Origin of the sequence: Neosynechococcus sphagnicola sy1 (genome assembly GCF_000775285.1) — a bacterium.
In the GTDB taxonomy this organism is placed as follows: Bacteria; Cyanobacteriota; Cyanobacteriia; order Neosynechococcales; family Neosynechococcaceae; genus Neosynechococcus; species Neosynechococcus sphagnicola.
On the sequence record NZ_JJML01000007.1, the window covers coordinates 73,933 to 96,871 of the forward strand.

The following is a 22,939-nucleotide window of genomic DNA, read 5'->3' on the forward strand; positions in this document are numbered from 1 at the left end:
ACATCAAGTAGCTAGGGAAGGTAAAGCTAGCGTCAGACTGAAATGGAGGAGTGTGGCATTGGGTCAATAACCCAATGAGAGCAGTTGATGCCAACATTGCTGACGCAGGTTACCAGCTATTGAGGTGAGGCAGTTGAGGTCGGGCAAACAGGATAAGTATCCTGATTTTTTGCACCCAATTTTTCATCTTTTGAGTCAGTAGCTTGCACTTATAAACAGGGGATACTAACTATGGACGCTCAGCAATTCCTCAAACTCTATAAGTCGGGAGAGCGAAATTTCCAGGGAATTTGTCTACATGAAGCCGACCTCAGTCAGACAAACCTCAGTGGGTCAAGCTTTAGCCAAGCAGACTTGAGTGGGGCAGATTTAACCGCTGCGAATTTGAGTCGAATTGACTTTAGTCGAGCGAATTTGACCAATGCAGATTTAAGTCGAGCCGACCTCAGTGGCGCAAACCTGCGTGATCTGAATCTGATTGGCGCTGATTTACTCAGCGCCAGCCTGGTTGGGGCAGATTTGAGTCATGCAGATCTACGAAGTGCAAACCTGAGTACCGCAGACTTGCGCGGTGCGAATTTGCGTCATGCTGATTTGAGTGGGGCCAATTTGAGTGGAGCAATCCTGGAAGGTGCCAACTTAGAGGGCGTTGATCTCACAGGCGTCGATCTCACAGGGGTCAACCTGACAGGGGTCGATTTAGGAACGACAGGACTGAGTCAGCCAAAGGTCTTGGAAACCACCTCCCTAAGAATCTCCCATAGTTGGGTGACGTGGGGCAGCCATTGCTGAATCACCTGCAGCCCAATTTACAAATTCTGATCAATCAGCTTCTGATCAATGAGCATGTATCACGAGTGATCTAATCACCGTTCACCCATACATCTCAAAAATCCGTGAGGTACTTAATATGAAACCTATGATTTGGCACCCCGAAGAAAATGACAAGAAAGTGAATCAGTATCTCGACAAAATTAACCATGCCCCCTATGGATTAATCTTAGCTTTAGGGTTGGGGCTATTTTGTCTTTTTACACTTTTGATCTTAATTGGCAGTTTTTAGGGCATCTTGACCCTCAATGTCATCAGCGAAAACCAAGCTAATAGGTACAGGTTGCAAGGGGAAATATGGGTCTTGGAAGGATTCCTGCCCTTGGAGGGAATGTAAGACCAATGGAATTACGGAGTTCCAAAGGCAATTCCCGATGCATTGGGAAGCCCGAGCTGTATTACATCGCATACGCCTTTGGCGGAGCGTTGGCATAGCCTGCCGCAGGCTATGCTCTACACTGTCGGGTAGTTCACATGTTGACACCCTTGATTGTGCCGAGATTTGCGGGGAATCAGATAGTACCGCTCCGCAAATGTCAGGCAGGACTTGATCCGAACCCTGTGAGTCGCACTTTGGCAGGGCTAAGTCGAAGCTCAATCATGTCCAGACCTGGAATGTCCAGAAATGGAAAAGGTTTAATTCGCTGCGGTAGTTCCTCAATGATCAATTACCTTTGTATCGACCCTGCCAAGAATCCTCAAGAGTGACAAGTCCAAGTTGTAGGATCATGAGAGCCTCAATTGACTGGACTTGCAACCTTCTTGCTCTTATGAACATTCGGATTGTTACAACTCAGCCTTTCTGCGACCAAAAGCCCGGCACTTCTGGACTGCGGAAGCAAGTCTCTGTGTTTCAACAGCTTCACTATTTGGAAAATTTTGTCCAGTCTATCTTTGACACGCTGGAGGGCTACCAAGGTCATACCCTGGTTTTGGGAGGTGATGGACGGTACTACAATCGTCAAGCCACTCAAATTATTCTCAAAATGGCTGCTGCTAACGGCTGGGGCCGAGTACTTGTCGGTCAAGGCGGAATTCTCTCCACCCCTGCCGTATCCTGTGTGATTCGTAAGTATCAGGCATTTGGCGGCATTGTCCTCTCAGCCAGTCACAATCCGGGTGGCCCGAAGGGAGATTTTGGCATCAAATATAACATTGGCAATGGTGGCCCTGCCCCCGAAAAGGTGACGGAGGCGATATATGCCCGCAGTCGGGGGATTACCAGCTACAAAATCTTAGAAGCCAACGATATTGACCTGGATCGATTGGGCACAGTGCAGTTGGGTGTCCTTGATGTGGAGGTCATTGATACGGTCACGGATTATGCCCAGTTGATGGAGTCGCTGTTTGACTTTGAGAAGATACAGCAATTACTTATCAATAGCCGCTTCCGGATGTGTATGGATTCCCTGCATGCGGTTACAGGCTCCTATGCCCATCGTTTGTTTGAAGACCGCTTGGGTGCTCCCCTGGGAACGGTCTGTAATGGCACTCCCCTGGAGGATTTTGGGGGCGGCCATCCTGATCCTAACTTGGTCTATGCCCATGATTTGGTTGAGGTCATGTTTGGCAAAGATGCCCCTGATTTTGGTGCCGCCTCCGATGGCGATGGCGATCGCAACATGATTTTAGGGCGTCAGTTTTTTGTCACCCCCAGCGATAGTCTGGCAATCCTGGCGGCCAATGCCAAGTTAGTACCGGCTTACCACGATGGATTAGCGGGGATTGCCCGTTCGATGCCCACCAGTCAGGCAGCGGATCGGGTAGCGGCGGCCTTGGGAATTGACTGCTACGAAACCCCAACGGGGTGGAAATTCTTCGGCAATCTTCTGGATGCGGGGAAGGCCACCCTCTGTGGAGAGGAAAGCTTTGGTACTGGCTCTAACCATATCCGAGAAAAAGATGGCCTTTGGGCTGTGTTGTTCTGGCTGAATATTCTGGCGGTACGGCAACAGTCCGTGGAACAGATTGTCCGAGAACACTGGCAAATTTACGGACGCCATTACTACGCTCGCCACGACTACGAAGGGGTGCATAGCGATCGCGCCCAGACCCTGATTACCCAGTTACGGCAGTTAGTCCCCACCCTTAAAGGTCAGCGGTATCAATCCTACGAGGTCGAGTATGGCGATGACTTCAGCTATACTGACCCCGTGGATCACAGTATCAGCAACCAACAGGGAGTGCGGGTGGGATTTACCGATGGGTCTCGCATTGTCTTCCGCCTGTCGGGCACGGGCACCCAGGGAGCAACCCTGCGAGTGTATCTGGAAAGCTATGAATCAACGGTGGTCAAGCAACAGCTGGAGCCTCAAGTAGCGCTAGCTGACCTGATCGGGATTGCCGATCAACTGGGTCAGATTCGTACCCTCACGGGCATGGCGCAACCCACCGTGATTACTTGAGGCAGCTCCTCTGAAGCCTGAGTGCAGGATTGGGGCGGCCATGATCCTCAATCCTCTCTCAATCCCCCAGATAAATTCCCAACCCTCGGGCGGTTTTCACCAGGGTGCCTTCTGGATTGACAGCCTGATAGTGGGCGATCGCAGCGGCAATGGGAACACTCACCACCTGGCGGTTTTGCCAGGTCACCATGTGGTCGTATTTCTCTTCTGCGATCAAGTCCACCGCCGCAACCCCAAAAGCAGCTGCCACCAGGCGATCCAGGGGGGAAGGGGTACCACCCCGCTGCACATGGCCAAGAACTGTCACCCGGGTTTCAGCGCCACTGCAATCGCAGATGCGATCGGCCAGATAGTCGCCAATGCCACCCAGACGACACTGCCCCAGGCGATTGGTAATGGAAACCACTTCCCCCGCTTCGGTGCGCACGGCCTCAGAGACAATCACCAGGGAATAATTCTTCCCCTGGGACTGCCGTTCCTCCAGCTTGCGACAAATATTAGCAACGGTATAGGGAATTTCGGGAATCAAGATCACATCGGCTCCCCCGGCAATGCCAGCGGAAATCGCAATGTGTCCAGCATCCCGCCCCATCACCTCCAGAATCATCACCCGTGAATGACTTGCCGCCGTAAAGTGCAACCGATCCAAGGCTTCGGTCGCCGTATTTACTGCCGTATCAAATCCGATGGAGTGCTCGGTAATGCCAACATCGTTATCAATGGTTTTAGGAATTCCAACGAGATTCCAGCCCCCGTGTTGTGCCAGCTTGCGGAGAATTGCCATGCTGCCATCCCCGCCAATGCCAATCACAGCGTCGAGGTGCAGTTGGTAATAACCGTCAATAATGTCCTGGGTGCGATCGCAGACGGTACCATCGGGCATGGGAAAGGCAAAGGGGTTGCCCTTATTGGTGGTACCTAGAACCGTGCCGCCAGCAGTTAACAGAGCATCTACCTTCTCAATTCCTAAATCGGTCACTTGGGGAGGATGGGACATTAACCCATGGGTGGCTTGACGAATCCCGATCACTTCCCACCCATAGGTGCCCACGGCTCGGTAGACCACGGCTCGAATCGCAGCATTCAACCCCGCACAGTCTCCCCCACTGGTCAAAATCCCAATCCGCTTCCGCTTACCCATAGATCCTCTACGATCCTTTGCCTGCCCCAGCCAGTCTGTTTGTCACTGAGACCGAAAGGGAATTGTAGCGAATTATGGGAGGGCATTTGGAAATATGTATTAGAGAAAACAAACCTCAATAGAATGAAATCTATGTTGATATAAATTGCTGAATCTAATGCACGGCGTAATCTGGAGCTAACAGCCCCCCATGAACTGGGCTGAATCGATGGAGACACCTATGGCAACGTCGGAATTATACCTGATTCGCCACGGCTTAGCTGGAACGTGGGGAACCTATTCCCGGGATGAAGAGCGGCCTTTGACCGGGGAGGGTCAGCACAAAACTCGCCTGGTTGCTCAACGCTTAAAAGATCTCGGCCTGCAGTTTGACCTGATTCTCACCAGTCCCCTGATCCGGGCTCAGCAAACTGCCACCATCTTGAAAGCAGTAGGACTGAGTCCTCAGATGGAAACTACCCCCTTACTGGCTCCAGAGGGGGCGATCGCTCCCTGGCTCGATTGGTTTGAGCAGTGGCGCGAGGGAAATCCTTCCCCTAATCCGCGCAAACTGGCCCTGGTGGGGCATCAACCCAACCTCAGTCACTGGGCGGAAATGTTGGTATGGGGCACCAGCAGTGGGTCGATTCTGTTGAAGAAAGCTGGAGTAATCGGTCTATTCCTGCCGGAAGCTGGCAATCTCCTTAGTAATTGTCAGATTTTCTGGCTCACGCCCCCGAAGCTGTTACTCTAAGGGTTTTTCTGGTAAGTTAGCTGGAGAGCAAACCCACCATTTTCTAGCCACCAGCCATGTCTGCCGACGCTTATAAACCAGGTCTCGAAGGGGTACCAGCGACTCAATCTAGCATCAGTTTTGTCGATGGGAAACAAGGCATCCTGGAATATCGAGGCATTAGCATCGAAGAACTGGCTGCTAAAAGTAATTTTTTAGAAACCGCCTATTTGTTGATTTGGGGGGTATTGCCGACCCAGGAAGAATTGGATGAATTCGAGCATGAAATTCGCTTCCACCGACGCATCAAATACCGCATTCGGGACATGATGAAGTGCTTTCCCGAAAGTGGTCACCCCATGGATGCCCTCCAAGCATCTGCCGCAGCCTTGGGTCTGTTTTACTCCCGACGGGATTTAGAGAACCCAGCTTATATTCGGGCCGCAGTGGTACGGCTGCTTGCCAAGATTCCGACGATGGTGGCAGCGTTCCAGTTGATGCGCAAGGGGAATGATCCGGTGCAACCCCGGGATGATCTAGGCTATGCCGATAACTGTCTTTACATGCTGAGTGAGCAGAAACCCGATCCTTTGGCAGCTCGGATTTTTGATGTCTGCCTCACCCTCCATGCTGAACACACCATCAATGCCTCTACCTTCTCGGCCATGGTGACGGCCTCAACCTTGACCGATCCCTACGCCATCATTGCCTCCGCCGTCGGCACCCTTGGGGGCCCCCTCCATGGAGGAGCCAACGAAGAAGTGATTGCCATGCTGGAAGAAATTGGGTCAGTGGAAAATGTCCGCCCCTTTTTGCAGCAACGCCTCCAAAGTAAAGCCAAGATCATGGGATTTGGACATCGAGTTTACAAGGTCAAAGATCCCCGAGCCATTATCTTGCAAGGTCTAGCCGAGCAACTATTTGAAAAATTTGGCCGGGATCAGTACTACGACATTGCCGTAGAACTTGAAAATGTGGTTGCCGAAGAGTTGGGACATCGAGGTATTTATCCCAATGTGGACTACTATTCTGGCTTGGTCTATCGGAAGCTCGGGATTCCGACGGATCTGTTTACCCCCGTGTTTGCGATCGCCCGTGTTGCTGGCTGGCTGGCGCACTGGAAAGAACAGATTGAGCAAAATCGCATCTTCCGACCGACTCAAATTTATACCGGTCAACACAATGTTGCTTACACACCCATGGCAGAGCGTTTGACTGCCAGCCTTTAGAGAACCGGGCTGACTCCAGGGGTCGGGCTGTTTTCCAAGGAGATCCGCTGCCCTGTCTCCACAGAGCGACGGGCAGCATCTGCCACTTGGAGGGCATAGAGACTCGCTGCGGGTGCGACATAGAGGGGTTCCCCTTCCAAGAGGTGGGCCAACACCATCTGAGTGTCCTTGGCAAACAGTCCCCGACGGCTACCCACGGTTAATGGCTGGCTGGAGTCTCCTTGCATCAGACGCCCCTCATCCCCGGCAAAGATTAAACTGCCCTGGTCGCCATGCACCGTCAGGGTACGCTCCCCTGACCCAAAATGCTCTCCCTTTCCATAGCTGACCTCAGCCAAGAGACCGCTCTGAAATCGCAATTGGGCATTACAGATACAGGAAGCATAGTAAGGTTCGTCCCCTGGCCACAGCCGTGCTTGAGCCGTCACCGTTTCCACGGCACCAAACACATCTGTCAATCGGTGTACCCGCGAGAGGGCTCCTACCAGGGGAAACCCAAACAGATCGGGCTGGTAGGTCCAGCGCTGGGGAGCGGGATGCTGAGGCGTGATGGTGGCATAACGCGCATAAAATGCACTCCCGACCTGGGGCAGGGCAGCCTGCAAGGCTTGGTGAACCCCACCCAGAAGTTCAATATGTTCCACATGCAGCAATCGCTTCTGGGTGGTAGCAAGGGTGACGAGTTTCTCGGCTTCTCGAAAATTTAAGGCTAAGGGATACTCCACTACTACGTGTTTCCCCGCGAGTAGTGCGGCCTGGGCGATCGCCCCATGATCCCGGTTGATGGTGGCGATGATCACTAAATCCAGATCGGGACGATGGACTAACTCAACCCAGGAACTCAAGACTTCAGCTTGGTAGATTTTGGCAAATTCCTGGGTCTTGGTGGGGGTATAACCCACGACCGCGAGTAATTGCCAGCGGGGATCGGATTGCAGGGCATCTGCGCGCAGTTTTGCGGCATAGCCCGTCCCGACCAAGCCCACCCGGAGTGGCAGCTTGATTCCCATGTCTGCACAATGATTCATTTGCCTGATGGATGGAATTGCAAGATTTAGAGGAGGTGTTTTGGAACACTCTTACGGCAACTGTGTCGGGGACACCTAGGGCTGCAAACGAGGTGCTATCCCAGATCATGACAGCTTCTGAACCCAATCGTTCCAGGGGAATGTGATCTGAACAATCCTATAAGTATAAGTAATCAAGATGGAATTAGAGAATTCCATTACGAATCCCGTTCAAATTATCCACCGAATGGGTGCTAGATATTTTATGGAGCAATAAGCTGAATGAAACCAAGAAACCTTCAGGCTGACCCCGCTCCTGATTAAATGTCCATAGTTGAACACTGCCGTTTCACATTTAGAGAGGAACCTTATGGCGACTTATAAGGTCAGATTAATCAACGAGGCCGAAGGACTAGATACCACCATCGAAGTCCCAGACGATCAATATATTCTTGACGCTGCTGAAGAGCAGGGACTAGACCTACCTTACTCCTGTCGTGCTGGTGCCTGTTCTACCTGTGCTGGCAAGCTGAAGGAAGGAACTGTTGATCAATCTGACCAATCTTTCCTTGATGATGACCAAATTGAAGCTGGGTTTGTGCTGACCTGTGTGGCCTACCCCACCTCTGACTGTTCGATCGTGACTCACCAAGAAGAAGAGTTGTACTAAACGGCTAATTCGTTTTGAATGACCCTTCTATCAGGTGCGTTTTCATAGCGCACCTGTTTTGGTGTTACAACTCACGGAATGGATGGACTGACGGAGGGTAGGGGTTGCGCCAGGGAAGCGCTCCCAGCCTGATCCGGAGGATGCCAAAAGGTAAGGGTAGGGCTAATAGGTTGCAGTGTTGTTCCAGGGAAGTAGAAACTGAGAATGCGCCGATAAGACCACCCCAACCGTCCCAAGTTATAGGACCCTGCCTGACTAAGGCCAACACCGTGCCCCAGCCCTCCACCCACAAAGGCATAGCCCTGAAGTGTCTTATCTGCCCCCCGGAGGGGTTCTAGATAGAAAAGCAAGCTGTTGGGAGCTTCAAAGGCCTGAATAATTTCATCTTTTTCTAGAGAGACGACCCCTAAGTCGGTGGTAACTGCCAGTTTTTGTACCCGTCCCGATGCCCCCCGTTCCACAACGGCGATCGCCTGGATGGTTTTGAAGGTACTCAATGGCCGCTGATTCTGTTGGAGATACGCTTTGAGTTCCTGGGTCAGGGCAGTAAGACTGCTCTCGACTTGCCAGCGAAAGGTGCGCCACCCGACTTCGTTAAAACCCTGACGACGGCTGATGAAGGTGCGGAAATTACCCTCCTGGGATAAACTCTGGCGGGATAGATCCCAAACGGGACGAGGGGCATCGATCACGGCTTTGAGATAGGGGCGATCGGGGCCATTCCAAACATTGCTAAACGGAGCAGTGACTCCACCGCTGGTGGAGGAGTAGAGGGCATCCACTAGCTCGTTACCATAAGCCAAGACTTGTCCACGGGTGATGGCGATCGCCCGGTCTGCCCGAGCCGAGGTTCCCAGCAGTCCCTCATAGACCTGACACTGGGTATCGGCACAGAGTTGGTACTGATCGATCTCAAACCGCCGGAGATTCCGCAGGGCATAGGTGCGGGCTAAAACAGCCTGGGCTTCAATCGCAGATTGGGGAGCCTCATAGCCAATTTCGTGGGGTACCACTCCCCTTAGATAGATTTCCAGGGGCACCCGATTGACCAGGGTATAGGTGCCGTAGGCATTGGGTTGAAGCTTTAAACCCCCGACATAGAGGTGTTCAGTAGGGGCTTTGGTTACGGCTTTGACCTGAATCTGGCCTTTCCCAGCTCGGATATCCAACTGATCCCGGCGATAGCGGAAGTTTCCGGCCACCCAAGCCACCCGTGGCACCTGCTTCAGCAGCTTGCTATCCAGATAGGCCAGGGTATTACCCTGAGCTTGTAAACTTTGCAGCAACAGGCGGCGAAGCAGTGGGGTATTGTATACCTCTCGCTTGGCCCATACCTGCCAGCGCCCTGGTTGGGCAATTTCCACCTCAATGCCCCGCGATCGCCAGCGATTGGCACTGTCTTCAGCACTTTCAAAGCTGCGATGGGAACTCAGCACCAGCCGCTCTTCCAGCACAGGTAAGGGCAGAGGCTGCATTTCAATTTCTAGCTTCACCTGGTTCGTGGTCAGGGTTTGGAGCTTGTCTTGGTTGGAAAACTGTAAGGTCAGGCGATCTCCCGGCGGCGCTTTCAGCACCAAAGTATCACTGGATTGGGTCCCAAAGCGCTGCACTACGCCAATCTTTAATTCCACATCGGGTCTGGGGGCAGCCAGTCCTGGTTGTCCAGGGATGGATATCAAGGACGAGAGACCCACCAAACCTGAGATCGCCCCGATCATGGACAATGACAGGAAATCTCGTGGGCAGTAACAACTCAGGGAGGGACAGGTCACAACTAACGCTCACTGGCGGTTTCTAAACGGGGAATTCCCATGCTGTAATTGACCACCCGGCTATTGAGGTTGTAGCTGATTTCACCCTTTTGCAGCAGAGATCGCACAAAATGCTCTAGATCAGAGCCAATCCGTCGCAGATTATATTCGGTCAAGTCAGCACCCTGGTAATTAGCAACCAAGGCATCGAACTGACGATAGACCTGTTGCAATGCCTCAGAACTCCAGAGGAATTCATTGTCAGGGTCAATATCCAGGGTCAAAACACTGTGATTGGGAACCAACTCATCGTTGATGACTTCTGCGGTAAAGATCCGAATATGGCGAGTGGTGGATTTCAGCAACATAAATCAGTAGGAAGGGGTGGCGCTAGCCCCTATTGTAAGGGCTGCAAGGTTAGATCATGCTGCCAGAACTCAGAAGTTTAGCGGTTTCCTCTTCGCGATCGCTGCTGGCTGGAATTGGACTTACCTATGGGTACTTTTCTGGCTATTGCCATTCTCCAGGGTTGCTAACACCCGCTCAACCAGCTTCTCAGGTACTTCCTGAAGATGGTGATACTGCCAATCAAAAAAGCCAACTCCCAGGGTCAGTGATCGTAACTCTACAATTAGATCCTGCATCTCCGCCTGGGGGAGATAGGCAGAGACCTGATCCCAACCTGACCAGTCGGACTTGCCATCGTATCCCAGAATTTGGCCGCGCCGCCCACTGAGTAATCGCAAGACCTTGGCGGTATAGTCCGTAGGGATGGAGATTGCAACCTGGGAGATGGGTTCCAGGAGGATAGGCTCACATTGACCCATTCCTTCTTGCATGGCAATCCGCGCCGCCTGCTTAAATGCCTGTTCCGAACTATCGACGTTGTGGTAGGAACCATTGGTGAGGGTGACCGCCACATCCACCACCGGAAACCCGAGGGGACCATGCTCCAGATATTCCCGGACTCCCATCTCTACCCCTGGAATATACTGCCGGGGCACTACACCGCCCACAATGGTTTCGTGGAAGCTGAAACCACCCCCCCGCACTAAGGGCTTAATCTCTAAATAGACATCCCCAAACTGGCCATGTCCGCCGGTTTGGTGTTTGTACCGTCCATGAACCGTAGCAGGCTTGCGAATGGTTTCTTTGTAGGGAACCTGGGGGACATGGGTTGTCATTGCCAGGTTATATTTACGCCGTAACCGATCTAAGGCCACTTGCAGATGAATTTCTCCCTGACCCCAGAGAATAATTTCATGGGTATCACCCTGCTGCTGCCAGTAAAGGGAGGGATCTTCCTCCAGCAGTTTCCCTAGGGCAGTACTAATTTTGACGTCGTCACTGCGCTTCTCAGCGGCGATCGCCAGGGGAAACATCGGTCGCAGTTGTTCGGCTCTGGGTAACTCCCGTACCCGCTCGACACAGCCCGCATCGGTACACAGGGTGTCCCCCGTTTTCATCCCCTCCAGTCGCCCGAGGGCAACGATGTCCCCCGCCACTGCGGCGGCAATCGGCTGTAACTGTTGCCCCAGCAGACGGTAGAGTCCAGCGGCTCGTACCCCATTGAGTACGGCTCCATCCGCTAGGGTGCCCTGCCAAACCCGAACCAGGGAGATCTTGCCCCCTTGAGGCGTGGTGTAGTTTTTGAGCACCTGTGCCAAGGGGAGTTGATCATTGAGGATAATGCCCCGTCGCTCTGCGGTGGTACTGGGTTCCGGGGCTTCTCGTAATAAGGCAGAAAGGAGGGGACGTACCCCAAAATCTTGCTCTGCCAAGCCAATGAAGACAGGGACAATCAGATCGGCTCCTAGTTCCATCTTCAGATCTTGCAGGATCTCGTCCGTTGAGGGAGCCAATTCTTCCAACAGCTCTTCCAGCAAATGATCGTCAAACTCGGCGAGTCCTTCTAGCAGTTCAGCCCGCGCCACCTGTTCTTGAGCCTTGAGGGTCTCGGGAAATGGCACCGGATCGGCAGGGGCACCGGCATGATAGTGATAAGCCTGCTCAGTGACCAGATCAATAAACCCAACGACCCGATCGCCGTCACTTATCGGATATTGATGGGGCACTAGAGGCCGGGAGGAAACACTTTTGAGGGCATGGAGAATCTCCATGTAGAGGCCGTTCACCCGATCCATTTTGTTGATAAAAACCAGGTGCGGGATTTCCCAGTCGTCCAGAAACTTGAACAGGGGAGCCAGGGTTAACACCCGATTTGCATCTGGCTCACAGACGACGATGGCCGCATCCACACCAATCAGGGCATTGTAGGTTTCCTGGGCAAATTCAATTGAGCCGGGACAGTCGAGAAAGGTGAAGCGTATCCCCTCATGCTCCAGACTGGCCGTGTTAACTTCAACGCTCATCTGGCGATCGCGGCTTTCCGTGGCAACATCTCCAACGGTATTGCGATCTTGAACCCGACCTTTGCGGGAGATCACCCCCGTGATCAACAATAAACTCTCCAAGAGTGTTGTCTTTCCACTTAAATAAGGCCCGACAATCGCCACATTGCGCGCCCCCGACAAAACTTTTTCGTTCATTGGTTGCTCCTGTGGCAATCAATAGAGGTACAACTCAGAAATCTCCCTGAGCAAACTCAAAGGCTTGGCAAATAACGTTGAAGCTCAAATTTCTGAGCCACTCAGATGAACGAAATCTGTATAACAGAGAACTTACCTTGCCGCTAATCCCAGGAAATGAAAATGACCATTTCTCTTAAGGAAAGCTTTACCAAACATTAAGCAAGGACGGATACGCCTGCTGATCCCAATCCCTGGCGTTGATGTTCTCCCAGGTTTTTACGCCCTAGGGTCAACCAGGATGCCTAGAGATGGGATCCCTGGTGACACGTGAGGTACATTCGGTCGTGCTGCGATCGCAAGAGCTGACCAGGAAGTTGATCGTTACCATTCACCGCTGGGGAAGAAAGTATCTTAAGATTGTCGTAAGAATTCTCGTGTCACGACTTGACATTCGCTAATCATACCAACCAGGAGGAACCCCTATGGCGCTTGTGCCAATGCGACTGCTACTTGATCACGCAGCCGAACATGGTTACGGCATCCCTGCCTTCAACGTCAACAACATGGAGCAGATTCAAGCCATTATGAAGGCTGCTCAAGAGACGGACAGCCCCGTGATCCTGCAAGCTTCTCGTGGTGCCCGCTCCTATGCTGGTGAAAATTTCCTCCGTCACCTGATCCTGGCTGCAATTGAAACCTACCCGCAAATCCCCATCGTGATGCACCAAGATCACGGGAATGAGCCAGCCACCTGCTACACAGCGATGAAGAATGGTTTTACCAGTGTGATGATGGACGGATCCCTACAAGCAGATGCCAAAACCCCTGCTAGCTACGAGTACAACGTTGCGGTTACTACCGAAGTGGTGAAGGTTGCCCATGCGATCGGTGCTTCGGTGGAAGGTGAACTCGGTTGTTTGGGTTCGCTGGAAACAGGGAAAGGCGAAGCTGAAGATGGTCACGGCTTTGAGGGCGAACTCGATCACTCGATGCTGCTCACCGATCCCGATGAAGCAGTTGACTTTGTCGAGCGAACCCAAGTAGATGCTTTGGCCGTTGCCATTGGGACTAGCCACGGTGCTTACAAGTTCACCCGCAAGCCCACGGGTGAAATTCTGGCAATTAGCCGCATCGAAGAGATTCACCGCCGTCTGCCCAATACCCACTTGGTTATGCACGGTTCCTCTTCCGTCCCAGAAGATTTGCTTGCCCTGATCAATCAGTATGGCGGCGCGATTCCTGAAACCTATGGGGTACCCGTTGAGGAAATTCAAAAGGGGATCAAGAGCGGAGTACGGAAGGTAAATATCGACACCGATAACCGTTTAGCCATTACAGCTGCGGTGCGTGAGGCTCTGGCTGCCAATCCGAAGGAGTTTGATCCTCGCCACTTCCTGAAGCCGTCGATTAAGTACATGCAAAAAGTTTGTGCCGATCGCTATCAGCAATTTGGCACCGCAGGCAATGCCAGCAAGATCAAGCAAGCCTCCATGGAAGAGTTCGCTGCTAAGTATGCGAAAGGTGAACTGAATGCGGTCACTCGTAAAGTTGTGAGTGTATAGCAACCTGAATCTTGGGGCGCGCTTCACCGGGATGACCGGGTAGGTCGTTGCCCTATCCTACCTATCCGTGAGGACAGGTGGTTTTTGATGACCTGAGTGGTGCAAAGCTACTCAGGTTTTTTATTGCAGCGGCAATTAGCTCCCGGTGGCGGTTCGATTGCGAACCATGATGGTACGGTTTTCTCCTATACAGCGACCTCATCCCTTTCCAGGAAACTGGGGCATGATGGAGGCATGAATGACATCCCCCCAGGTTGACGCCAAGGTGATGACCGAAAGCTCTTCTTAATCCATTGAACCTTTAATGCTTTACGAAAGTCTACAAAGGTACTACCCTAAAGATAGGTGAACTCATAATGATTTTGAATTATAAGGACTCTATTAATCGCAAGCTCACTCTCATCAATGTTTGAGTGATCCTATTAAAGCAAGATTTCCAGCCAGGTTCAGGGTTAACTAGAAACGCAAGATTTAAGGCGATGTTCAGAGATCGGCCTCCGGCCATCAGTGTTCGTTGAGGGTAGGGGAGTCTACCCACATTCAACTTGATAGTACAAATCCTCTGGGGGAGGACTGTATTCGCGTTTCTCAGTCTATTGAGTCTACGGAGACGACTGTATTCCATGTCCAAATTCCAAGTGTCAAAATCTGCCCCTTCAGCACCGCGAGCTACATTCAATGCCGATATGGTTCGTACCTATCTGCATGAAATTGGGCGTGTCCCCCTCCTGACCCATGAGCAAGAAATTCTCTTTGGTAAGCAGGTACAGCGCATGATTGTGCTGCAAGATACCCGTACTGCTTTGGCATTAAAGCTAGATCGGGAACCAACGCCATCGGAGTGGGCGACCCAGGCTGCTATGAGTGAAGCTGAACTCAAGCGGGTGATGCAGCAGGGTCAGCGAGCGAAGCAAAAAATGATTGAAGCCAACCTGCGGTTGGTGGTTTCCATTGCCAAGAAATACCAGAAACGGAATCTGGAACTGCTGGATTTGATCCAAGAAGGTACTCTAGGACTTGAACGCGGGGTCGAAAAGTTTGATCCAACCCGTGGCTATAAGTTCTCTACCTATGCCTATTGGTGGATTCGTCAGGCCATTACCCGGGCGATCGCCCAGCAAGCTCGCACCATTCGGTTACCGATTCACATCACCGAGAAACTAAACAAGATCAAGAAGGTACAGCGAGAACTGGCCCAACAACTGGGACGGAGTGCCACACCGGCAGAAATTGGTCAAGCATTGGATTTACAACCCGCCCAAATTCGTGAATATTTGACCATGGCGCGTCAGCCTGTGTCCCTTGATCTGAAGGTCGGGGATAACCAAGATACCGAGCTGCAAGAACTCCTCCAAGACGACAGCGCCTCCCCCGATCTCTATACCATCCAGGAATCTCTCCGCCAGGATCTAGCGACTCTATTGGCGGAACTCTCCCCCCAGCAACGGGACGTGTTAACCCTGCGCTTTGGTCTAGAGGATGGACATGAATTATCCCTAGCAAAGGTGGGAGAGCGGTTGCAACTAAGCCGCGAACGGGTTCGACAACTGGAGCATCAAGCCCTCGATTACCTGCGTCGTCATCAGGCCAATATCCGAGAATATTTGGCGAGTTAGGGTTGGGGCGAGGCACAGGGGTTGAGCGGACTGGAGGTATCCAGTAAGGATGAGGGCTGTCCCCATCGTTGTAGGGCAGCCTGAACCGCCTGTAACACAATTGGCTTGGTGAGGTAATCGTCCATGCCAACTGAGAGACACATGGCTCGGTCTTCCTCCATAGCACTAGCTGTGATGGCAATAATCCGAGGTTGGTGTCGATATCGGGACTGCTGCCGAATCTGTCGGGTTGTTTCCACCCCATCCATGACGGGCATCTGCATGTCCATAAAGATCAGGTCGTAGTTCTGGGTGTGCAGTTTCTCCAGAACTTCCAGGCCATTAATGGCGACATCGGCAGTATAGCCAAGTTTCTCCAAAACCTTGAGGAAGATTTTTTGGTTGACTGGATTGTCTTCTGCGAGCAACAGTTGCAGGGGCATGCGGCTGGCTAGCTGGGGGTCTAGGGGGGTAAACAGGGGCGATGGTTGGTCGCTCAGGGAGATTGTGGTGCCAATTTTGGCTCGTAGCGTAAAGTAGAAGGTGGAACCTTGACCCTCGGTACTCTCCGCCCAAATCTTTCCGCCCATGAGTTGGGTCAGGCGATCGCAAATTGCCAGCCCTAGCCCCGTGCCACCGTAGCGACGGGTAATCGAAGCATCAACCTGGGAAAACGCCTGGAATAACTGATGCAGGCGATCGGGGGGAATGCCAATCCCCGAGTCTTGAACAGCAAATTGCAGCTCAATTTCACTTTCTGAGCGGTGCGACTGGACACAGACCGTCAGGGTCACCGAACCCTGGGCGGTGAACTTAATGGCGTTTCCCATCAAGTTGATCAAAATCTGTTGCAACCGCACCCGATCACCCACAATCACGGGGGGAATCTCAGGATGAATATAAGCATGGAGTTGCAAATGCTTTTGATTGGCCACCGGCATTAACAGATCCATGACTTGACGTACACAGTGGTGGAGCATCAAGGGACGGGTTTCGAGTTCTAGCTTGCCAGCCTCTACTTTCGAGTAATCTAAAATATCGTTGAGAATAATCAATAAATTATCAGCGCTGAGCCGAATTGTTTCTGCATACTCCTGTTGTTCTGCATCCAGAGGGGTTTCCAGCAACAGTCCAACGGTGCCGATAATGCCATTCATGGGGGTGCGGATCTCATGGCTCATGGTTGCCAGAAATCTGGACTTGCTGATAGATGCTTTCTCAGCTGCCTCTTTGGACTGCTGCAAGAGGATTTGATTTGCCTGTAACTGATCATTAAGAGCGTTGAGCTGACTGAGATGCAGCCGTAGTTCCATCTGACTGATCACTTGGCGACTCAGTGCCCTTAAGGCATTGAGCTGGTCAGCATTCAGCTCTCGAGGCACATGATCAATCACACAGAGGGTTCCCAGGGGAAAGCCATCCGGTGTCACTAAAGGCGCACCCGCATAGAAATTGACATGGGGTTCTTGGGTCACGAGGGGATTTCCTTGAAAGCGTTCATCCTCATGGGCGTCTTTGACAATAAATAGATCAGACCCCAAAATGGCGTGAGCGCAGAACGCCAAGTCCCGAGGTGTCTCCCGTGCGGCCAGACCAAAGGCTGATTTAAACCATTGCCGCTCCGGATCCAGCAGACTCACCAAGGCTATCGGTGTTTGACAAATATGGGCTGCCAGAGCGGTGAGGTCGTCAAAGGCACCTTCAGATTCGGTATCTAGTACCTGATAGCGATAGAGGGCTGCCAGTCGTTGTCGCTCATTGTCGGGTAGGGGAGGCTTGATCATTGGCGTTGAGTCTCAAAGGGTTCCATCTCGATTGAGGAATTGCATTCCCCAGTCATGCATCGCATCCAAAATTGGCTTCAGACTCTCACCGAGCGGCGTCAGGGAATACTCAACTTTGGGGGGAACCTGTTGATAGACCTGTCGATGTACCAATCTGGCTTCTTCCATTTCCCGCAGTTGTTGGGTCAGCATTTTTTGGGTAACACCAGGTAAGGCTCGGTATAACTCCCCGAATCGTTTCACCCCTACCAATAATTCTCTCAGAATCAGCACCTTCCAGCGGCCACCGATAACCTCAAGCGTAATTTCTACAGGGCAGGAGGCTCGCACCTGCTCAGTGACGGTGCTCATAGTATCTTTTTGGGTAGTATCTTACTTCAAAGTACATACTTTCCTTGAAGCTTATACCTACTTTAAAGTAAAAACTGAACCCATGAAACCTAGCCAATCCGATGAGCAAACCAACCATTGCTGCTAAACGACCGATTGTTGTAGAACTTGATGCTGGAACTTACTGGTGGTGTGCCTGTGGCCAATCCCAGAACCAACCATACTGTGATGGAACCCATCAAGGCACAGATCTCAAGCCCCTCCCAGTAACCCTGACCGAGCAGAAAACGGTTGCGTTCTGCCTCTGTAAGCAAACGGGTAATCCACCCTACTGTGATGGAGCCCATAGCAAACTCTCTTAATCTGAATTGGAGATTGGAAAATGATCACCCTGCGTCCGGCTCAAGAACGGGGTCATGCCCATCATGGCTGGCTCGATTCTTTCCACACCTTTTCCTTTGCCAGTTACTATGACCCACAGCATATGGGTTTTAGTGATTTACGGGTCATTAATGAAGATCGAATTGCTGCTGGGGCTGGTTTTCCCAACCATTCCCATCAAGATATGGAAATTGTTACCTATGTCTTGGATGGGGCGCTGGAACATCAAGATAGTATGGGAAATCGAACGATCATTCGTCCTGGTGAAGTGCAGCGCATGAGTGCCGGCACCGGAGTCACCCATAGTGAGTACAATCCCTCCCCAACAGACGCTGTCCACCTGCTGCAAATCTGGATCTTGCCGGAACAGTTGCACTTACAACCCAGCTACGAGCAGAAATTTTATCCTCCGGCTGAAAAACAAGGCCAGTTGCGGCTGATTGCCTCCCAGGATGGCCGGGAGGAGACTGTGACCGTTCATCAAGACATGAGTCTCTATGCCGCGACCCTGGCACCGGATCAGGCAGTGACCTATGAGATTCCCAGCGATCGCCGGGTTTGGCTACAGGTGGTTCGGGGAGCGGTGACTGTGAATCAAAGCCCCCTGCAGGCGGGGGATGGAGCGGGGATCTCAAAGGAGCGATCGCTGCAAATTGTCGGCCAGCAACCTGCGGAGTTCCTACTGTTCGATTTGCAGTAGCGGCGGTTCGGATGGTTGGTAGCGGGGACTTGTCCCTCGCAGGGAGGTAATGGTGGCGATCACTGTAGTGGCGACGCGGTCAATTTCCGGGGGGGTGTTAAATCGCCCGATGCCAAACCGGAGGGAGGCTGCTGCCAGTTCCGGCGATCGCCCAATGGCCTGTAACACATGGGACGGCTGCGTTTTAGCAGCGGTGCAAGCGGAACCGGACGAGAGGGCTACCACGGGTTGTAAGCCCAGTAGCAGTGCTTGACTATCCACGCCCGCCACACTGAGATTCAGGTTACCTGGAAGTCGCTGGAGGGGGTGACCATTGAGGTGAATATCGGGGAGTTCTTGCAAAGTTTGCCAAAGACTCTCTCGTAATGTAGTCAGTCGCTGGGTCTCGGTGGCGATTTCATCCAGACCCAGAGCCACAGCGGTGGCAAACCCCACAATCTGGGGGGTGTAGAGGGTTCCTGATCTGATTCCCCGCTCCTGCCCCCCCCCGTGCAGTTGGGGAGCCAGACGGACTCTGGGGTGTTGCCGCCGGACATATAGTGCCCCAATGCCCTTGGGGCCATAGGCTTTATGGGCCGTCAAAGACATGAGGTCAATCTGCATGGCCTGGACATCCAGGGGGATTTTGGCGATCGCTTGGGCCGCATCGGTGTGGAACAGGACTTGGTGGCTGCGGCAACAAGCTCCGATGTCTGCTAGGGGTTGCAGGACACCGATTTCGTTATTGGCCGCCATTACCGAAACCAAAATCGTGTCGGGTCGCATGGCCTGTTCCAGATCTGCCAGATTCAGTAAGCCATCAGCTTGGACAGGTAAATAGGTAACTTCAAATCCGAGGGTTTGTAAGTAACGACAGGGATCGAGCACCGCATTGTGCTCTGTCTGCACGGTGATGATGTGGCGTCCCTGACTAAAATAGGCTTCAGCGACCCCTTTAATCGCCAGATTATTGGCCTCCGTAGCACCGCTGGTAAAAACTATTTCTTCTGGGGTGGCCTGAATTGCCTCGGCCAGGGTTGCCCGTGCCTGTTGGATGGCGGCTTCGGCTTCCCAACCATAGGTGTGCCCAACACTGGCGGCATTGCCAAAGTACTGGGTGAAAAACGGCAGCATTGCCTCTAGCACCCGTGGGTCTACTGGCGTGGTAGCGTGACAGTCAAGATAAATGGGGCGATGGATGATCACACAGGTTCAGAAGCGCGTCAGCAGGACAGAATTAGTATCAGTCTATGCGATCGCCCCGGACAGAGTTAATCGACAGGAGAGATGCAGCATGTTTCACCTACATAGCTATTCTTGGAGACTTCGGCCTTGAATCCCTCTCTCTCTCAGGCTGCGATCGCCTTGGGCAGTAATTTGGGAGATTCGTTGCAGATTCTCGAAGCTGCCTTGACCACCTTGGCGACCACCCCTGGGGTTGCTCTTTTGGGGCGATCGCCCTGGTATCGCACCCGCCCCCTTGGCCCCCCCCAACCCGACTACCTCAATGGCTGCGCCACTTTAACGGTACAAATGACGCCACCACAGCTCCTGACAACCTTGCTGGAGATTGAAACCCAGTTTGGTCGAGAGCGTCAGCAGCATTGGGGCGCACGGACTTTAGATCTGGATCTGCTGTTATTTGATGATCTGATTCTCCGAACCCCAGAGCTGCAAATTCCCCATCCCCGGATGAATGACCGCGCCTTTGTCTTAGTTCCCTTGGCAACCATTGCCCCGGATTGGGTCGAGCCGATCTCCGGTCAGGCGATCGCCCATTTGCTCTCAGCACTCGACTGCTCCGGTGTGAATCTGATTGAACAACAGTAGCGGCTCAATGCCAGATAGAGTAAGGAGAGATGAGCCAATGAGTCCTAAGCTATGTTTCTCGGTCAAGAACCTCCCCAACTCCTGAAGCAGCGTCTGGTCTACCAGGGTCGTAAGTTTAATTTTGAAGTCAGCCACCTCCGGTTGCCCAACCAATCGGAGGGGGAATGGGAGTGTATCCGCCATCCAGGGGGAGCTTTGGCGGTGCCCGTGACGGCTGAGGGGCAATTGGTGATGGTGCAACAATATCGGTTTGCGATGCAGCGGCGGGTGTTGGAATTTCCCGCAGGCACAGTGGAACCCCACGAAGATCCTGCAACCACCATCCGGCGAGAAATTGAAGAAGAAACGGGCTACCGGGCCCACCGTTGGCGATCGTTGGGGCAATTTATTCTGGCACCGGGCTACTCCGATGAAATTATCTATGCCTTTTTGGCGGAGGACTTAGAAGCCTTAGAGCATCCTCCGGCGCAGGATGCCGATGAGGACATTGCCACCCTCCTGCTCACCCCCGCTGAATTAGAAGCCAGAATCCATGCGGGAGACCCCATTGATGCCAAATCCATTAGTAGCTTCTTCCTGGCACGTCCGTTTCTGCCCGCAGCTTGAACCCTCTGGGTTTGTCAAGATTTTCTGAGCGGGTGAAAACCCTCAAAACCTAACCCCCTTCCAACTCTTGATCCATCCACTCAAGATTGACAGAGTACTATGTCTGACTTGATTCTGTTTTGGCATCGCCGCGACCTCAGAATTGCTGACAACCTGGGACTGGCCGCCGCCCGTCAGCACAGTGCCCATCTCGTGGGTGTCTTTTGCTTAGACCCCCAGATTCTGCAAGGGAATGACATCGCCCCGGTGCGGGTGGTCTATATGGTGGGCTGTTTACAGCAGCTCCAGCAGCGGTATCACCAGCTTGGCTCCCAGTTATTAATTCTTTCAGGTCACCCGGTTCTAGCCATTCCCCGACTTGCCACCGCCCTCAGTGCTGAAGCGGTTTACTGGAATCTGGATGTGGAACCCTATGCCCAAAGCCGCGATCGCGCGGTTGAAGCAGCCTTACAGCAGGCTGGGATTCCAGTTTATACCCAGTGGGATCAGCTGCTCCATGGCCCCGAAAGCATCCTCACGGGAAGCGGCCAACCCTACACGGTCTACACCCCCTTTTGGCGCAATTGGATCACCCAAGCCAAAGCCGAACCCGTTGCAGTATTAGGCTCTTTCACTGGCCTCACCCCTACGGAAGCCGACCTTGCCTCAACTGCTGGGGCGATCGCCCTCCCAACTGCACCAGATCTCGGTTTTTATCTGGGATCAGGAACTCGTGCTGGAGCCAGGGGAAGTGGCGGCCCAGGAACGCTTGCAGGAATTTTCTGCCCAGGCGATCGCCGACTATCAGGAACAGCGTCATTTCCCAGCTCAAGCGGGCACTTCCCAGCTCAGTCCAGCCCTGAAGTTTGGAGTGATTGGCATTCGTACTGTTTGGGCAGCGACCCAGACTGCTTTGGCAGACTGCCGCAGTGATGAGGTGCGTGCCAGTATTCAGACCTGGCAACAAGAGCTGGCCTGGCGGGAGTTTTACCAACAGGTCATGTATTTCTTCCCAGAATTAGCGGCTGGCCCCTACCGTCCGCTGTGGCAGCACTTTCCCTGGGAGAACAATCCCGCCTATTTCCAAGCTTGGTGTGCTGGTCGCACCGGCTACCCCATGGTTGATGCCGCCATGCGTCAACTGAATGAAACTGGGTGGATGCACAATCGCTGCCGGATGATTGTCGCCAATTTCCTCACCAAGGACTTGCTAGTTAGCTGGCAGTGGGGGGAAAAATACTTCATGCAAACCCTGATCGATGGTGACCTTGCTGCCAACAACGGTGGCTGGCAGTGGAGCACTTCCAGTGGCATGGACCCCAGACCCCTACGAATTTTCAACCCCATCACCCAGGCTCAAAAATTTGATCCCGAAGCCGAGTATATTCGCCAATGGCTACCGGAGTTGCGGAGTCTGGAAACCGCAGATCTGGTGACGGGCAAGATTTCTCCCCTGGATTGCCATCAGTGTGACTATCCCCTGCCCATTGTTGATCACCATCAACAGCAGCGCCTATTTAAGATCTACTATCAACAACAAAAGGATAGAATGCCCAGTTCCTAGGGACAGCAGCTAGACGGTGAACTAATCTTGCACCTGAAAAGACTTCATTTGAGTGCCGGTGGTGTACTCCGTGGGATGGGTGCCGATCCAGTGGGCTAGTTTGAACAGATGCAGTTGTTCGGCCTGCTGAATCACTGCTTGACAATCCCGTAACTCAATATAGGGGATGGCTTTGGTGCGCTCCATATACTTTAAGCCAGCAAAAATATCCTTGGGAATGCGGACGGGGGTTGGAGTAGACATGATAATTTCATTAACCTGACTGATGGGGTAACTTCAGGAATCAAGGTTGCTTTTCCTGATGGTGCGAATCAATATCGCGAATCCAACTATCAATGATATTGATCACATT

The 22,939-nt window shown here is 52.6% G+C and carries 20 protein-coding genes and 1 pseudogene; 12 read left to right on the forward strand and 9 right to left on the reverse strand.

What is annotated here, in order from left to right:
* The first annotated feature begins 231 nt into the window (after positions 1-231).
* Entirely contained in the window at positions 232-792 is a 561-nt protein-coding gene (locus DO97_RS03800) for a pentapeptide repeat-containing protein (protein ID WP_036531228.1), read from the forward strand.
* An 809-nt stretch (positions 793-1,601) separates the two neighbouring features.
* The gene (locus tag DO97_RS03805; RefSeq protein ID WP_036531229.1) at positions 1,602-3,236 is read left to right on the forward strand and encodes an alpha-D-glucose phosphate-specific phosphoglucomutase; all 1,635 of its coding nucleotides are present in this window, start codon (positions 1,602-1,604) and stop codon (positions 3,234-3,236) included.
* A gap of 58 nt (positions 3,237-3,294) precedes the next feature.
* Here the strand turns inward: DO97_RS03805 and DO97_RS03810 are convergent, their stop codons facing one another.
* On the reverse strand, positions 3,295-4,377 hold the full coding sequence (locus DO97_RS03810) for an ATP-dependent 6-phosphofructokinase (protein WP_036531230.1): 1,083 nt from the start codon (positions 4,375-4,377) through the stop codon (positions 3,295-3,297).
* A 220-nt stretch (positions 4,378-4,597) separates the two neighbouring features.
* Between DO97_RS03810 and sixA the strand changes: the two genes are divergently transcribed.
* Positions 4,598-5,110 (forward strand): phosphohistidine phosphatase SixA, encoded by a 513-nt coding sequence (gene sixA, locus DO97_RS03815; protein ID WP_036531232.1) that lies wholly within the window; start codon positions 4,598-4,600, stop codon positions 5,108-5,110.
* A 56-nt stretch (positions 5,111-5,166) separates the two neighbouring features.
* Positions 5,167-6,318: a citrate synthase gene (locus tag DO97_RS03820; protein ID WP_036531233.1), complete on the forward strand. Its 1,152-nt coding sequence runs from the start codon at positions 5,167-5,169 to the stop codon at positions 6,316-6,318.
* Here the strand turns inward: DO97_RS03820 and DO97_RS03825 are convergent.
* Entirely contained in the window at positions 6,315-7,346 is a 1,032-nt protein-coding gene (locus DO97_RS03825; RefSeq protein ID WP_081980606.1) for a Gfo/Idh/MocA family protein, read from the reverse strand. The genes DO97_RS03820 and DO97_RS03825 overlap by 4 nt on opposite strands.
* 349 nt (positions 7,347-7,695) lie before the next feature.
* Here DO97_RS03825 and DO97_RS03830 point away from each other — a divergent pair, with 349 nt between their 5' ends.
* Positions 7,696-7,995, forward strand: a complete 300-nt coding sequence (locus tag DO97_RS03830) for a ferredoxin (protein WP_036531238.1) — start codon at positions 7,696-7,698, stop codon at positions 7,993-7,995.
* Between the two features lie 71 nt (positions 7,996-8,066).
* Here DO97_RS03830 and DO97_RS03835 read toward each other — a convergent pair whose 3' ends face one another.
* From DO97_RS03835 to DO97_RS03845, 3 genes are all read right to left on the reverse strand, one after another.
* Complete coding sequence (locus tag DO97_RS03835; RefSeq protein WP_081980607.1) at positions 8,067-9,713, reverse strand: SpoIID/LytB domain-containing protein; 1,647 nt, start codon at positions 9,711-9,713, stop codon at positions 8,067-8,069.
* 56 nt (positions 9,714-9,769) lie between these two features.
* A complete protein-coding gene (ndhM, locus tag DO97_RS03840) occupies positions 9,770-10,114 on the reverse strand; it encodes an NAD(P)H-quinone oxidoreductase subunit M (protein WP_036531240.1) in 345 nt (114 codons plus the stop codon).
* Positions 10,115-10,234: 120 nt separating this feature from the next.
* Positions 10,235-12,295, reverse strand: a complete 2,061-nt coding sequence (locus tag DO97_RS03845; protein WP_036531242.1) for an elongation factor G — start codon at positions 12,293-12,295, stop codon at positions 10,235-10,237.
* Positions 12,296-12,759: 464 nt separating this feature from the next.
* Here DO97_RS03845 and fba point away from each other — a divergent pair, with 464 nt between their 5' ends.
* Positions 12,760-13,839 (forward strand): class II fructose-bisphosphate aldolase, encoded by a 1,080-nt coding sequence (fba, locus tag DO97_RS03850; protein WP_036531243.1) that lies wholly within the window; start codon positions 12,760-12,762, stop codon positions 13,837-13,839.
* Between the two features lie 623 nt (positions 13,840-14,462).
* Positions 14,463-15,455: an RNA polymerase sigma factor, RpoD/SigA family gene (locus tag DO97_RS03855; RefSeq protein WP_052128346.1), complete on the forward strand. Its 993-nt coding sequence runs from the start codon at positions 14,463-14,465 to the stop codon at positions 15,453-15,455.
* Here the strand turns inward: DO97_RS03855 and DO97_RS03860 are convergent.
* Both DO97_RS03860 and DO97_RS03865 read right to left on the reverse strand, forming a co-directional pair.
* Positions 15,452-17,218, reverse strand: coding sequence for an ATP-binding protein (locus DO97_RS03860; RefSeq protein WP_052128347.1), 1,767 nt, complete (start codon positions 17,216-17,218; stop codon positions 15,452-15,454). The genes DO97_RS03855 and DO97_RS03860 overlap by 4 nt on opposite strands.
* A gap of 12 nt (positions 17,219-17,230) precedes the next feature.
* Positions 17,231-17,569 carry a winged helix-turn-helix transcriptional regulator gene (locus DO97_RS03865; RefSeq protein WP_036531244.1) on the reverse strand — a complete coding sequence of 113 codons (339 nt, stop codon included), beginning with the start codon at positions 17,567-17,569 and terminating at the stop codon, positions 17,231-17,233.
* Positions 17,570-17,670: 101 nt separating this feature from the next.
* On the opposite strand from DO97_RS03865, the gene DO97_RS03870 reads away from it, so the two are divergent.
* Positions 17,671-17,910: a CDGSH iron-sulfur domain-containing protein gene (locus DO97_RS03870; RefSeq protein ID WP_036531246.1), complete on the forward strand. Its 240-nt coding sequence runs from the start codon at positions 17,671-17,673 to the stop codon at positions 17,908-17,910.
* Between the two features lie 20 nt (positions 17,911-17,930).
* Positions 17,931-18,629: a pirin family protein gene (locus DO97_RS03875; RefSeq protein WP_036531247.1), complete on the forward strand. Its 699-nt coding sequence runs from the start codon at positions 17,931-17,933 to the stop codon at positions 18,627-18,629.
* On the opposite strand, the gene DO97_RS03880 is transcribed toward DO97_RS03875, so the two are convergent.
* Positions 18,609-19,811 carry a cysteine desulfurase family protein gene (locus tag DO97_RS03880; RefSeq protein ID WP_036531353.1) on the reverse strand — a complete coding sequence of 401 codons (1,203 nt, stop codon included), beginning with the start codon at positions 19,809-19,811 and terminating at the stop codon, positions 18,609-18,611. The genes DO97_RS03875 and DO97_RS03880 overlap by 21 nt on opposite strands.
* Before the next feature lie 129 nt (positions 19,812-19,940).
* On the opposite strand from DO97_RS03880, the gene folK reads away from it, so the two are divergent.
* From folK to DO97_RS30720, 3 genes and pseudogenes are all read left to right on the forward strand, one after another.
* Positions 19,941-20,438, forward strand: a complete 498-nt coding sequence (gene folK, locus DO97_RS03885; protein ID WP_036531249.1) for a 2-amino-4-hydroxy-6-hydroxymethyldihydropteridine diphosphokinase — start codon at positions 19,941-19,943, stop codon at positions 20,436-20,438.
* 51 nt (positions 20,439-20,489) lie between these two features.
* Complete coding sequence (locus DO97_RS03890) at positions 20,490-21,044, forward strand: NUDIX hydrolase (protein ID WP_036531251.1); 555 nt, start codon at positions 20,490-20,492, stop codon at positions 21,042-21,044.
* A gap of 99 nt (positions 21,045-21,143) precedes the next feature.
* Positions 21,144-22,587, forward strand: a pseudogene (locus DO97_RS30720) (FAD-binding domain-containing protein).
* A 21-nt stretch (positions 22,588-22,608) separates the two neighbouring features.
* On the opposite strand, the gene DO97_RS03900 reads toward DO97_RS30720, so the two are convergent.
* Positions 22,609-22,830 (reverse strand): hypothetical protein, encoded by a 222-nt coding sequence (locus DO97_RS03900; protein WP_036531252.1) that lies wholly within the window; start codon positions 22,828-22,830, stop codon positions 22,609-22,611.
* Between the last annotated feature and the right edge of the window lie 109 nt (positions 22,831-22,939).

Coding starts and splice junctions, on each gene's coding strand:
- DO97_RS03800 (WP_036531228.1), top strand. CDS start 232: ATGGACGCTCAGCAATTCCTCAAACTCTATAAGTCGGGAGAGCGAAAT.
- DO97_RS03805 (WP_036531229.1), top strand. CDS start 1,602: ATGAACATTCGGATTGTTACAACTCAGCCTTTCTGCGACCAAAAGCCC.
- DO97_RS03810 (WP_036531230.1), bottom strand. CDS start 4,377: ATGGGTAAGCGGAAGCGGATTGGGATTTTGACCAGTGGGGGAGACTGT.
- sixA (WP_036531232.1), top strand. CDS start 4,598: ATGGCAACGTCGGAATTATACCTGATTCGCCACGGCTTAGCTGGAACG.
- DO97_RS03820 (WP_036531233.1), top strand. CDS start 5,167: ATGTCTGCCGACGCTTATAAACCAGGTCTCGAAGGGGTACCAGCGACT.
- DO97_RS03825 (WP_081980606.1), bottom strand. CDS start 7,346: ATGAATCATTGTGCAGACATGGGAATCAAGCTGCCACTCCGGGTGGGC.
- DO97_RS03830 (WP_036531238.1), top strand. CDS start 7,696: ATGGCGACTTATAAGGTCAGATTAATCAACGAGGCCGAAGGACTAGAT.
- DO97_RS03835 (WP_081980607.1), bottom strand. CDS start 9,713: ATGATCGGGGCGATCTCAGGTTTGGTGGGTCTCTCGTCCTTGATATCC.
- ndhM (WP_036531240.1), bottom strand. CDS start 10,114: ATGTTGCTGAAATCCACCACTCGCCATATTCGGATCTTTACCGCAGAA.
- DO97_RS03845 (WP_036531242.1), bottom strand. CDS start 12,295: ATGAACGAAAAAGTTTTGTCGGGGGCGCGCAATGTGGCGATTGTCGGG.
- fba (WP_036531243.1), top strand. CDS start 12,760: ATGGCGCTTGTGCCAATGCGACTGCTACTTGATCACGCAGCCGAACAT.
- DO97_RS03855 (WP_052128346.1), top strand. CDS start 14,463: ATGTCCAAATTCCAAGTGTCAAAATCTGCCCCTTCAGCACCGCGAGCT.
- DO97_RS03860 (WP_052128347.1), bottom strand. CDS start 17,218: ATGATCAAGCCTCCCCTACCCGACAATGAGCGACAACGACTGGCAGCC.
- DO97_RS03865 (WP_036531244.1), bottom strand. CDS start 17,569: ATGAGCACCGTCACTGAGCAGGTGCGAGCCTCCTGCCCTGTAGAAATT.
- DO97_RS03870 (WP_036531246.1), top strand. CDS start 17,671: ATGAGCAAACCAACCATTGCTGCTAAACGACCGATTGTTGTAGAACTT.
- DO97_RS03875 (WP_036531247.1), top strand. CDS start 17,931: ATGATCACCCTGCGTCCGGCTCAAGAACGGGGTCATGCCCATCATGGC.
- DO97_RS03890 (WP_036531251.1), top strand. CDS start 20,490: ATGTTTCTCGGTCAAGAACCTCCCCAACTCCTGAAGCAGCGTCTGGTC.
- DO97_RS03900 (WP_036531252.1), bottom strand. CDS start 22,830: ATGTCTACTCCAACCCCCGTCCGCATTCCCAAGGATATTTTTGCTGGC.